We start from the raw sequence: 12,889 nt of genomic DNA on the forward strand, positions 1-12,889 counted from the left end.
CCCTTGAGTAATAGAAAATTGAGCAGATAAACCTTAACTTAGAAAGGCTGGTTTATCATGACCCTAAAGGTCCCCTCATCACCGCCTCGCGCTAATTCAGCACGAACAACAATGCCTTCCACTTGGAAACGAACTGCGCCACCTAAGCTCCACTTCATGTCTGTATGCAGTGTTTTAATGTCGTACTCATCCGCAACGCGCCCTACTTCAGCAAACGCTACCCATTGCCACCAAGGCAAGTCGTAGTAGTTAATCAGTGGGATATCGCCCAAAGGTTGCCAGTCAGGAAGCACTCGATACTCTGCAGAGTAATGCACTGCAGAGCGACCGTGATAACGGCCTCCGGTATAACCTCGTAATCGATACAAGCCACCTAATCGAGCTTGCTCGGTCTCCGGTGGACGAGCACAATCTTGCCCAGAGCAGTTATCCCATGTAGGCGTGTCAGCCGTATAGAAATCGAATGCTAAAACTTGTTGATCAAATAAGTCCCCTAAAGGACCTAAAGCAAAGTACTGACTATTTTGGAAGGTCCACTTGAGCCACAAGTCATCATTAGACCAGCTTTCTGCTCCGGTGGTGAATTCTAAGTTAGTATGAGAGCCCTTGGTTGGGTTACGTGTGCTATCACGGTTATCCCAATCAAACGCCAAACTAAAGCCCGTCGCCTCTTCAGAATTGTTTAAGCCTTCTAACTCTCGGGAAGTATAAAAAGGTGTAAAGACAATCGAGCTGACACCCGACTCAACGGGCGAAGCAAGGCTCACGTCTTTGATCGGTTGAAATGCCCCTAACAAGCCATATTCTGCAACATTGCCCCATGGCAACAGATACTTAAACTCAAACTGATAGTTTTCTTCCAAGCCATCAGCAATGGTTTTGTCATCAATTGATGAATCGTTGTCGCCTTGGGAACCAATGTAATACGGGTTTTCGTTAAAGCGAGCTTGGTACATCTGAGTACTGAACAGTATGTTCTCAGACAGTGCAAAGTTAAAAGCTGATAGGAAACCAACGTAGCTGTCTTTGTCTGAATACAACGCCATACCAAACAGAGCCGCTTGAGGTTGCCAAACACCCTTTGCGACACCAGCAACCCCAAAGGTATTACCCATGGTTTCAGTGCTGAAGTAGAAAGGGACAAAGGCTGAGTCTTTTTCTTCACTCAGAGCTGAAGAGGAAAAGCTCACACCGAGTAATGCCATTGCTGACATCACTAGGTGTCGAGTGGTTCGCTTGAACATCATTTACTGTACTGAATCCATAGCTACTTCACATATTCCATCGCTACACGCGAGGTAAGCTTAGTAACCAGCTCGTAAGCGATCGTGCCGATATGTTCTGCGACTTCTTCAGAAGGTAACTCTTTCCCCCAAAGTGTCGCTTCATCACCGACTTTATCTTGAGCATCCGGCCCAAGGTCGACCGTTAACATATCCATAGAAACTCGGCCTGCAATAGGCACTTTTCGACCATTTACAAACACAGGTGTACCGTTAGGGGCGGTTCGAGGGTAGCCATCACCGTAACCAATCGCGATAACACCCACTTTAGTGTCACGCTCACTAGTCCAGTTACCACCGTAACCCACGCTTTCACCCGCTTTAACATCACGAACGGCAATCAGGTGCGAGGTAAGAGTCATCACAGGCATAAAGCCAAGCTCTTGTGCTGATTTATCAACAAACGGCGATACACCGTAAGAGATAATTCCAGGGCGAACCCAATCAAGGTGGCTATCAGGCCAAGCCAACAAACCAGCAGAAGCGGCCAGTGAGCGTTCCCCTTCACAACCATCAGTAAGAGACAAAAACAGTTCGGTCTGCTCTACCGTAGTGGTTCTATCCAGCTCATCAGCACAACCAAAGTGGCTCATGTAACGAAGAGGCTTAGCCACATTCGCACATTGATGCAGACGCTCAACGAAATCTTGGTATTGCTCTGGTCGAACACCCAAGCGGTGCATGCCACTATCGACTTTTAGCCACACCACAACCGGTGTTTCTAGGTCAGCATTCTCTAGCGCGCTTAATTGCTCTTCGCAATGCACCACCGTTTGAATGTTATTGGTGACAAGGATCGGCAAATCACCCGAAGAATAAAAGCCTTCGAGCAACAAAATAGGTTTAACAATACCACCAGCACGCAGCTGCAGTGCTTCCTCAATACGAGCCACACCGAATGCATCTGAGCTTTTAGAGTGCTTAGCAATGTGCAGTAAGCCGTGACCATAGCCATTGGCTTTGACAACAGACATCACTTTGCACTGCGGGGCTTTCGACTTAATTTGGTTCAGGTTGTGCTCAAGCGCATTTAAATCAATGCTCGCGGTCGCCGCTTTCATATACGTCATTAGCGATTACTCGTCATCAAATGCAGGACCTGCATAGTTATCGAAACGGGAGTGTTGCCCTTGGAATGTAAGACGAACCGAACCGATCGGGCCGTTACGTTGCTTACCGATAATGATTTCAGCGATGCCCTTCAGTGAGCTGTCTGGGTTATACACTTCGTCACGGTAGATGAACATGATTAAGTCGGCATCTTGCTCAATCGAGCCCGATTCACGCAAGTCCGAGTTAACTGGGCGTTTATCGGCACGTTGCTCTAGGGAACGGTTAAGCTGAGAAAGTGCCACAACTGGAACGTTCAACTCTTTCGCTAGCGCTTTTAGGGAACGTGAAATCTCGGCGATCTCAAGGGTACGGTTATCAGACAGTGAAGGGACACGCATCAGTTGAAGGTAATCGATCATGATCATTGAAAGACCATCATGTTCACGAGCAATACGACGCGCTCGAGAACGTACTTCGGTTGGCGTTAGGCCAGAGCTGTCATCAATGTACATGTTCTTCTTATCCATGAGGATACCCATGGTCGAAGAGATACGAGCCCAGTCTTCGTCATCAAGTTGACCGGTACGAATTTTGGTTTGGTCCACGCGAGACAGGGATGCAAGCATACGCATCATCAGCTGTTCGCCCGGCATCTCTAGCGAGAAGATAAGCACTGGCTTGTCTTGTTTCATCGCCGCGTTTTCACACAAGTTCATCGCAAAGGTGGTTTTACCCATCGATGGACGTGCCGCCACAATGATTAAATCAGAACCTTGTAGACCGGCGGTTTTCTTGTTGAGGTCATTAAAGCCAGTATCGACACCAGTCACACCATCTTGCGGAGTTTTGTACAGGATTTCGATACGCTCTAGCGTCTTCTCAAGAATACTATCTACGTTTTGAGGGCCTTCGTTTTCACTCGCACGACCTTCTGCAATCGCGAATACTTTACTCTCAGCAAGGTCGAGCAGGTCTTCTGATGTACGACCTTGAGGGTCATAACCAGAATCAGCAATCTCATTCGCCACACCAATCAGGCTACGAACCAATGCACGCTGAGCGACGATATCCGCATAAGCGTTAATGTTAGCCGCACTTGGCGTGTTCTTAGCTAGGTCAGCAAGGTAGGCAAAGCCACCCACTTCTTCAAGTTGCTCACGCAGCTCTAAGTGTTCAGAGAGTGTAATAAGATCCAGAGGAGAGCTTTCTTCAAGGATATCTTTTACCGCTTCAAAGATCAGACGGTGAGGACGACTATAAAAGTCTTTGGCCACAACCTTTTCAGCAACCGTATCCCAGCGTTCGTTATCTAATAACAAACCGCCAATAACAGATTGCTCAGCTTCTAATGAATGTGGCGGGACCTTGATGGCGTCCACCTGATCTTTGGCTGATTTCTGACTTTTGGTATCCACTATGACTACACTCAATAACTAATAATGATCGTTCATTATACCCAAGAACACTCATTTGTAATCCGATCCTATGAGTTTGTTTTATTCTTCAGGAAGAATTTACTTATTGCTGACGGAATTAACCAAGGGTAGCATTACGATCTCGCCATTCATTCACTGTATAACTGAGGTATGCGTGTCCAAACTATTGGCTCTGAGCACAGGCCTTCTAAGCACTGGTCTCCTGAGCGCTCCGATGGCTTTAGCTGATGATGCTAAAACCGATGTTGATGCAATCCTCGACTCGATAGTAGTACCAGAACCTACTGCTGAGCCGATCGTCGTTGCACCAGCACCAGAAGAAAAAGATATGGATATCGCCCCAAGTGATACGAGTGACACTGAACTGCCAAGCCCACTAAAAACTGAAGTCGAATTTGGATATCAGTCGCATACTGGTAATTCCGATTCACGCTCTCTAAACGCACGCCTAAACGGTGAGTACACGGCTGGCCGCCACAGAACCAGTGGCGAATGGAAATACTACAACCTCTATAAAGATGGCGAAGAAGATAAAAGGCAATCAACTTACACGGCTCAGAGTGACTACAAGTTAAGCCCTAAAACCTATCTTTACGGCAGTTTTAAAGGCGTCGATTCACGATACAGTGCTTACTTTAAGGACTACACCGTTTCGAGCGGCCTGGGTTACCAGTTTTCTAATACCGAAGAGTTTGTATTGGAAGTCGAAGTGGGCCCGGGCTTTCGTTACCAAGAACCAAACCTCGATGAGCTAGACGATGATGACATCATCTTCCCAGAGATCGTTGAAGAAGCGATTTTCCGTGGCAACGTGAATACGTCTTGGCAGGTGTTGAAGAATTTGCAGCTAAAAGCCGATGTGACCTTAGTGTCTGGTCACAGTAACTTGAAGTTCGATACTGAGTTAGAAGCGATCAACGATATTACTGACAATATCGCGCTTAAGATTGCACACTCTCGCCAGTACCACGATAAGGTTCCCGAAGGGCTAGATAAAGAAGACTCGGTTCTCTCCATAAACCTGTTGTTCCAATTCTAATTTCCATGGCTGTTTGTTCAGCCATTAGAGCTTTTTGATCATAGTAGGCTTTTACCTACTGTAGCCCTCCCTTACCTTTTCCTATATTCCAGACATAAAAAAACACCAGCCGAAACTGGTGTTTAAAACTTTCATAAAGAAAGAATTCGTCTTGGTACTGAAATTACTCAGCTGCAACGATAGCGATTTTCGCAGTAGCAAAAACTTCAGAGTGAAGTTGGATGCTTACTTCGAATTCGCCGATGTTACGTAGAGCGCCTTCAGGTAGGCGTACTTCGCTCTTAGCTACTGCAACACCTGCCGCTGTGATAGCGTCAGCGATGTCACGAGTACCGATAGAACCGAATAGTTTACCTTCGTCACCAGCTTTAGAAGCGATAGAAACGCCTTCTAGAGAGTTAACTTTCTCTGCACGAGCTTCAGCAGCAGCTAGTTGCTCAGCAACTTTAGCTTCTAGTTCAGCACGACGAGTTTCGAACATAGCAACGTTGTCTTTAGTTGCCATAACTGCTTTACCCTGTGGGATAAGGAAGTTACGAGCGTAACCAGATTTAACGTTTACTTGGTCGCCAAGGCCACCTAGGTTACCGATCTTATCAAGTAGAATAACTTGCATTATCTTAGTCCTCTTAAACTATTATTAACTATTACCGATTACTGATGCTTGTCAGTGTACGGTAGTAGAGCTAGGTAACGAGAACGCTTGATAGCGCGAGCTAGTTGACGCTGGTACTTAGCGCTTGTACCAGTGATACGGCTAGGTACGATTTTACCAGCTTCAGTGATGTAGTTTTTAAGAGTTGCTACGTCTTTGTAGTCAATCTCTTGTACGCCTTCTGCAGTGAAACGGCAGAATTTACGACGACGGAAGAAACGAGCCATGGGCTATCTCCTGATCTTAAATTTAATAATGCAGCCTTTCAAAACTTCGGAAAGTGGTGAAAGACTTAAAACAAGTTGAGAATTTTTTAAGGCATTAAGCCAAAAAAGAATTACTCAGCAGCTGCTTCTGGTTTAGCTTCTGTACGCTCTTCACGACGAGGAGCACGCTCTGCACGCTCTTCTTTTTGCTTAAGCATAATAGATTGCTCAGTCACAGCGCCTTTAGTGCGCATGATCATGTTACGTAGAACTGCATCGTTGAAACGGAAAGCAGTTTCTAGCTCGTCAATCACTTCTTGACCAGCTTCAACGTTCATAAGAACGTAGTGAGCTTTGTGAAGCTTGTTGATTGGGTAAGCCATTTGACGACGACCCCAGTCTTCTAGACGGTGGATAGTACCGCCAGCTTCAGTGATAGAACCAGTGTAACGCTCGATCATGCCAGCAACTTGCTCGCTTTGATCAGGGTGAACCATGAATACGATTTCGTAATGACGCATTTGGTTGCTCCTTACGGATTATTAGCTTCCACGAATGGCTCGGTCGTCCAGAGGAAGCAAGGAACTAAAGATAAATGACCGAGTTTTAAGGACGGCAAATATTATAGAAAGAACCCTGTATTGGCAAGTGGTATTTGGCGAATAATGAAACAGTTTTTCTTTCGCCATTTAGGGGCTGTTAATCTTTCGAGCTGGCTTTTGCGGCTCTTTGTGGGAAATTGATACAAGACAGAGGCTTTGACGTGTAGCTAGCCTACATAAAAAGCCGATAACGCAGTAGAAATGAACCACAAAGGCTGCCCGAAGGGTTCGAGCTAGGCGCCCCCACTAAAATCGTTTTATGCTTTGTTGAAGAATATTTGCTTAGAATGACTAGGCTACATAATCTTCGCCGCGCCTAAAACGATTTTATCTCGAACAAAACTCAACCACGAAAGAGCAACAGCCCCTTACCATCTGTGATTCTGTCAATTTGTCACTCGAAGCCCTAAAAACAAACGCCCACCAGCAAGTGGTGAGCGTTAATAAATTCATAGACTTAAGTCGCTTAAACCGGCGTCTCTTTAAAGGTTACTGCGCTAGACGCTGACGTACCGCTTCAAACAGACAAATACCAGAAGCCACAGACACGTTCAGGCTTGATACGCTACCAGCCATCGGGATCTTGATCAGGTCATCACAGGTCTCACGCGTTAGACGACGCATACCGTCACCTTCTGCACCCATCACAACCGCAAGTGGGCCTGTTAGTTTCGCTTGGTAGATGTCATGCGTTGCTTCACCTGCCGTGCCCACAAACCATACACCTTGTTCTTGCAGTGCGCGCATTGTGCGAGCTAGGTTGGTTACACGTACTAGAGGAACTGTTTCAGCAGCACCACATGCAACCTTACTAACCGTTGCTGTTAATGGAGAAGAGCGGTCTTTAGGCACGATAACCGCCGCAACACCAGCCGCATCCGCATTACGCAGGCAAGCACCTAGGTTATGAGGGTCTGTTACGCCATCTAGAACCAACAGCAATGGCTGTTCGTGCTGCGCTAGGATGTCATCTAGGTGAGTTTCGTTAAGCTGTTTAGCCGGCTTCACCTTAGCGATAATGCCTTGGTGGTTTGCACCTTGTGCTTTGTCATCCAGCGGCTTACGGCCCATCTGTTGGATTGATACACCAAACTGTTGCAGCTGATTCAGTAGTGGTAAAAGACGCTCATCTTGACGACCTTTTAGCACATACGCTTCGATGAAACGTGCTGGATCTTTTTCTAATACGGCTTTCACCGCGTGAATACCGTAAATAAATTCGTTACTCATTGTCTCAAATTACTCTTATTGCTCAGAGATGAACGGCACTAACTCCAATGCATTCAGCTCTGCGTTGTTTATTTCGAGAGTATGCGTTTCACGCCCGATACTCTCGCATTACATTCGTTGTTAACGCTTGACGGTGCCCTAAGACTTATCCGCCCTTGCCTTGCGAGTTGCTGAGCGCTTTTTCTTCGCTCGAGCTTTGGCTGCACCGGTCTTATTACGCGATTTTTTCTTCTTCTCAGAAGCTTCTGAACTACCGTCTGGTCGCTTAGTTGGCTCAACCAATGGTTTAGCTGCGATACCTGGTTTGTTGCTCTTCACTGCGGCGCGTTTCTTACTTTTCGCCTTTTTCATTGCTTCAGCAGCACGCTTCTTAGCTGTTTTACCTTTGCCACGAGGCTGACGAGCAGTGTCTTCCAAATCAAAATCAATTTGGCGAGTTTCTAGATTAACCGCAGAAACCTTCACTTTAACCGAGTCACCCAAGCGGTAGATGTTACCAGAGCTTTCACCCACTAGGCGCTGACCAACCGCATCAAATTGGTAGTAATCGTTCGCTAACGCCGAGATGTGTACCAGACCATCAATGTGCAATTCCGTTAGACGCACAAAGAAACCAAAGCCGGTAACGTTGGCAATCACACCGTCCATCACTTCACCGACGTGGTCTTGCATGTATTCACATTTCAGCCAGTCGTTCACTTCACGAGTTGCATCATCGGCACGACGCTCAGTCATTGAACACTGCTCGCCGTAGAAGTCCATTTCATCGAAAGTGTAGTGGTAACCGCCCGTTGGTGTCCAACGTTCGCTGTTACGCCCCTCTTCTTTCGCAATAAGGTACTTAATTGCACGGTGCAGTAGCAAGTCAGGGTAACGACGGATCGGCGAGGTAAAGTGAGCGTAGCGTTTTAGCGCTAGACCAAAGTGACCTACGTTATCAGCGTTGTATACCGCTTGCTTCATCGAGCGTAACAGCATAGTTTGGATTAACTCGCGATCTTCACGCTCGTTAATTTGCTGCATTAGCTTTGCGTAATCCGTTGGTGACGGAGACAAACCGCCGTCTAGCGATAAACCAAGTTCACTTAGGAAGTCTTTAAAGCCTGCTAAGCGCTCTTCACCTGGAGTTTCGTGAATACGGTACAGCGATGGCTCTTTCGCTTTCTCCACCAAAGATGCAGACGCGATGTTCGCTAGAATCATACACTCTTCGATGATTTTGTGTGCATCGTTGCGAACAACGGGTTCAATACGGTCAATCTTACGATCCGCATTGAAGATGAACTTAGTCTCTACCGTTTCAAACTCAATTGCGCCACGCTCGTCACGAGTCTGCTTCAGTACTTTGTACATTCTGTGCAGCTCTTCTAGATGCGGTACTTCTTGTACGTAACGCTCACGAAGTTCTTCGTTGCCATCTAGGATTGCGCCTACTTTATTGTAAGTAAGACGAGCGTGAGAGTTCATCACCGCTTCATAGTGCTTGTAGCCAGACAGTTTGCCTTTGTCTGAGATAGTCATCTCACACACCATACATAAACGGTCTACTTGTGGGTTCAACGAACATAGGCCGTTAGAAAGCACTTCTGGCAGCATTGGGACTACTTGTGACGGGAAGTATACCGAGTTACCACGGTTGATCGCTTCTTTGTCTAGCGCAGTATCAGGGCGAACATAGTAGCTTACATCAGCAATCGCTACCCATAGGCGCCAACCTCCACCTTTCTTCGCTTCACAATAAACCGCATCATCGAAGTCACGTGCATCTTCACCATCGATAGTTACCAATGGCAATTTACGCAGGTCAACACGCCCTTCTTTCGCTTCTTCAGGGACATGCTCACCCAAGTTAGCAATTTGCTTATCGACAGCTTCAGGCCACTCATTTGGGATCTGGTGGGTATGGATAGCAATCTTGGTTTCCATGCCCGGAGCCATGTTCTCACCAAGCACTTCAGTTACCTTACCCATCATGTTACGAGAGCGACCGCCACGGTCAGTAATTTCAATCACAACCACATTCCCCATTCGAGCTCCGCCTTTATGCTCGGTTGGGATAAGGATGTCATGACTGATACGTGAGTCATCAGCAACCACATAAGAGTGACCATACTCTAAGAAGAAACGGCCAACAATTGGCGTGGTACGTTCTTCAAGTACGCGAACTAAACGACCTTCACGACGGCCACGCTTGCTGTTGTCCGTTGGCTGAGCCAATACGTAGTCACCGTGCATGATGGTTTTCATCTGATGGTGTGGCAGTAGAATATCGTCATCCTTGCCTTTGCTACCATCAGGGCGAACCCAACCATGACCGTCTTTATGACCAATCACGTAACCTTTCACTAGCTCTAACTTTTCAGGTAACGCGTAGCATTGGCGACGAGTGAAGACCAGTTGTCCATCACGCTCCATAGCACGTAAACGACGACGTAGCCCTTCATATTGCTCCTCTCCAGCAAGGCCAAGCGCTTCGAATAGGTCATTGCGGTTCATTGGGATATTCGCTTCCGTTAGAAACGATAAAATGAACTCTCGGCTTGGTACTGGATTGTCGTAATTCTTCGACTCTCGATCGGCAAAAGGGTCAACATTAGTGCTAGCTGTCGTGTTTTCTGACATCGGTGTGTTTTTTGACATAGGCGGGCCTGCTTAAGCAAGGAAGGTATATACCCCTAGTATATCCGATGCTAGAGGTAAGCTACAGATATGCTTTAGAAAACCCGAAAATAACCTCAGATTGATACATATCTTCATTTTGTGAAACATCACTTCATCATCACAAACTACCATAAGAATTTCGCGCAAACGATAAAACAAACGTTTGCCTCACGAATGAAATGCACTATTATCCAGACACTTTTACCAACTCCTGTTCTGAGTATTGATATGAAATTGAAACGCACCTTATTGGCTTCAGCAATGGCGAGCCTTGCGCTATTCCCATTCGCAAGTTCTGCGATGGAAAAAGCTGACCTAATGATTACCGATGCGATGGTTCTAACCATGAACCAAGACAAAACGGTTTATGAGAGCGGAACGGTTGTCGTCAAAGACAACAAAATCATTGCGGTTGGCGATGCTTCACTAAAGAAGCAATACAAGGCTGAGCAAGTGCTAGACGTGGATGGCGACATCGTGATGCCAGGTCTTATCAATACTCACACCCACGTATCAATGACGGTTTTCCGTTCACTGGCTGATGATGTTCCAGATCGACTACACCGCTACATCTTCCCACTAGAGAAGAAGTTAGTATCACGCGACATGGTACGTATTGGTGCCAACTTAGGTAACGTTGAGATGGTTAAAGGTGGTGTGACGACTTACGCCGACATGTACTACTTCGAGGATGAAGTCGCAAAAACTGTCGATAAGATTGGTATGCGCGCCATCCTTGGTGAAACCGTGATTAAGTTCCCGGTTGCCGATGCGGCTAACGCCGAAGAAGGTATCAAGTACGCGCTGAACTTCATTGAAGAATACAAAGATCACCCACGTATCACTCCGGCATTTGCACCACATGCGCCTTACACCAACACTACAGAGATCCTGCAGAAGATTTCTAAGTTATCACTAGAGCTCGATGTACCAGTGATGATCCACCTTGCAGAATCGCACCGTGAAGTGGAAAAGATCGCAGAGCGTTCAGAAGGCTTATCGCCGGTTCAATACATGGATAGCATTGGTGCACTCAACAAAAACCTAGTTGGCGCACACATGATCCTAGTTGATGACCATGACATTGAGCTTGTTAAAAAGTCGGATATGGGTGTGGCTCATAACATGAGTGCGAACATCAAGTCGGCGAAAGGCGTATCACCTGCACTACAGATGTATGATGAGAATGTACGTATTGGTTTAGGTACTGATGGCCCAATGTCTGGCAACACTCTGAGCACCATTGATGAATTCAACCAAGTTGCTAAAGTTCATAAGCTAGTCAATAAAGATCGTGCAGCAATGCCGCCGATCAAAGTGATCGACATGGCAACAATGGGCGCAGCAAAAGCGCTACACATGGAAGACAAGATCGGCTCCCTTGAAGCCGGTAAGCTAGCAGATATCATAGTGATCGACACTAAAGCACCAAACATGGTTCCTGTTTACAACCCATATTCAGCACTGGTGTATTCAGCTAACTCTGGCAATGTTCGTCACACGATCGTCGATGGCAAGATCATCATGCAAGATCGAGACATGCTAACAGTAGATGAAGATAAAATTCGTCAGGAAGCGCTCGATTTCACTAAGGTAGTTCGTGAAACCGTTATCGAATCTGGTGAAGTAGTCCAATAAGTTCGCTATCGAATAACATGACCATCTAAACGTAAAAAGCCCCGCACTAATTCAGTTAGGCGGGGCTTTCTAGATCTTGTGACCTGTAATAATGAGTGCAGGAATCATTACAGGTTTCTTGTTCTGTATTACCAGAATACGTCTCGACGTTTTGCTCGAGCGATAATATTGTCTGGCATTCTCTTTTCCAAACCACTTCGCAATACAGTAATACGCTTATGTTGCCTTTGATCTGCCGTGACAGAGTTGTACAACCAGCGGTAGGCATCTTCGTAATCTAATGGACTGCCATAATCACGTAACAGCAATTCTGCTAGATGAATACTGGCACTCAGATTCCCCAGCGAGGCCGCTTCACGCAGGTATGGGATCGCACGCTCTTGGTCTTGTTGAACCAAGGTTCCACGAGAATAATAACGACCCAATTGCTCTAGTGCTGCAGGTAAACCTTGGTGTGCCGCGTTTTCCATATAGTACAGACCAAGCTCTACATCTTGAGGAACGCACACGCCCCACGCCAGCATATCGCCGTATAAAAACTCATAAGAAGGCAAGCTAATACGCGTTGCACGAGCAACGATATCTTCAACTAACTGGCACTTATCAGCTTTCACTCGCTCTAGGTGTTGATTATTCTCGATTAAATTAATCAGTTCAGCTTCTGTATATATTGGAACTGGCTCCCCGACATCAGCCAAATTTGCATGACTCAAGGGTGAGCTCAGCGCCATTATCAATGAAGCTGCCACAATTCGTAGCTTCATACCTGCACTCTTTTATCGGTTTTAAAAACGAATCGAGCTTTTGGACAACCCAAACTCAATTACATTTCACTCACTATGATATCTGTATCGGCAACTCAGCGTATCGCTTTAGACAAAACTTGCCGCTAATGGGCAATATTTTGCCAGATGGCGTTCAAAAGATCATCACAGACGGCTTCGTTTTCAAATTGCAGGTATAAAAAAGCCGACTTAAGAAAGTGAACTGACCCCCAATAGTTGGACACCAATTATTGGGGGTCTTTTTATGTCCAAATATAGCCGAGAGCTAAAATGTATCATTGCTAAGCAATATTTAGATGGC

11 protein-coding genes are annotated in these 12,889 nt (G+C 46.3%); 2 read left to right on the top strand and 9 right to left on the bottom strand.

The features are described 5' to 3' along the window. Positions 1-38: 38 nt before the first annotated feature. Genes F0251_RS23020 through F0251_RS23030 form a run of 3 tightly spaced genes read right to left on the bottom strand, consistent with a single transcriptional unit; the run spans position 39 to position 3,751 of the window. Positions 39-1,244 carry a BamA/TamA family outer membrane protein gene (locus F0251_RS23020; RefSeq protein WP_171731908.1) on the bottom strand — a complete coding sequence of 402 codons (1,206 nt, stop codon included), beginning with the start codon at positions 1,242-1,244 and terminating at the stop codon, positions 39-41. Positions 1,245-1,267: 23 nt separating this feature from the next. Continuing rightward, positions 1,268-2,353, bottom strand: a complete 1,086-nt coding sequence (alr, locus tag F0251_RS23025) for an alanine racemase (RefSeq protein ID WP_081090387.1) — start codon at positions 2,351-2,353, stop codon at positions 1,268-1,270. A 6-nt stretch (positions 2,354-2,359) separates the two neighbouring features. Further along, positions 2,360-3,751: a replicative DNA helicase gene (locus tag F0251_RS23030; protein WP_004741275.1), complete on the bottom strand. Its 1,392-nt coding sequence runs from the start codon at positions 3,749-3,751 to the stop codon at positions 2,360-2,362. Positions 3,752-3,926: 175 nt separating this feature from the next. On the opposite strand from F0251_RS23030, the gene F0251_RS23035 reads away from it, so the two are divergent. Continuing rightward, positions 3,927-4,811, top strand: coding sequence for a DUF481 domain-containing protein (locus tag F0251_RS23035; protein ID WP_061034272.1), 885 nt, complete (start codon positions 3,927-3,929; stop codon positions 4,809-4,811). Between the two features lie 163 nt (positions 4,812-4,974). Here F0251_RS23035 and rplI read toward each other — a convergent pair whose 3' ends face one another. The 5 genes from rplI to rnr form a co-directional block, all read right to left on the bottom strand. After that, positions 4,975-5,427, bottom strand: a complete 453-nt coding sequence (gene rplI, locus F0251_RS23040; RefSeq protein WP_008223927.1) for a 50S ribosomal protein L9 — start codon at positions 5,425-5,427, stop codon at positions 4,975-4,977. 38 nt (positions 5,428-5,465) lie between these two features. Then, positions 5,466-5,693 (bottom strand): 30S ribosomal protein S18, encoded by a 228-nt coding sequence (gene rpsR, locus F0251_RS23045; protein ID WP_000090472.1) that lies wholly within the window; start codon positions 5,691-5,693, stop codon positions 5,466-5,468. Between the two features lie 110 nt (positions 5,694-5,803). Then, a complete protein-coding gene (gene rpsF, locus F0251_RS23050; RefSeq protein ID WP_004741278.1) occupies positions 5,804-6,193 on the bottom strand; it encodes a 30S ribosomal protein S6 in 390 nt (129 codons plus the stop codon). Positions 6,194-6,763: 570 nt separating this feature from the next. After that, positions 6,764-7,504: a 23S rRNA (guanosine(2251)-2'-O)-methyltransferase RlmB gene (rlmB, locus tag F0251_RS23055; protein ID WP_004741280.1), complete on the bottom strand. Its 741-nt coding sequence runs from the start codon at positions 7,502-7,504 to the stop codon at positions 6,764-6,766. Between the two features lie 138 nt (positions 7,505-7,642). Further along, on the bottom strand, positions 7,643-10,144 hold the full coding sequence (rnr, locus tag F0251_RS23060; RefSeq protein WP_105057816.1) for a ribonuclease R: 2,502 nt from the start codon (positions 10,142-10,144) through the stop codon (positions 7,643-7,645). 249 nt (positions 10,145-10,393) lie between these two features. Between rnr and F0251_RS23065 the strand changes: the two genes are divergently transcribed. Then, entirely contained in the window at positions 10,394-11,803 is a 1,410-nt protein-coding gene (locus tag F0251_RS23065; RefSeq protein ID WP_171731906.1) for an amidohydrolase, read from the top strand. 128 nt (positions 11,804-11,931) lie between these two features. Here the strand turns inward: F0251_RS23065 and F0251_RS23070 are convergent, their stop codons facing one another. After that, a complete protein-coding gene (locus F0251_RS23070; RefSeq protein ID WP_004741283.1) occupies positions 11,932-12,567 on the bottom strand; it encodes a tetratricopeptide repeat protein in 636 nt (211 codons plus the stop codon). Positions 12,568-12,889 lie beyond the last annotated feature (322 nt).

Source organism: Vibrio sp. 070316B (genome assembly GCF_013114115.1).
In the GTDB taxonomy this organism is placed as follows: domain Bacteria; phylum Pseudomonadota; class Gammaproteobacteria; order Enterobacterales; family Vibrionaceae; genus Vibrio; species Vibrio chagasii_B.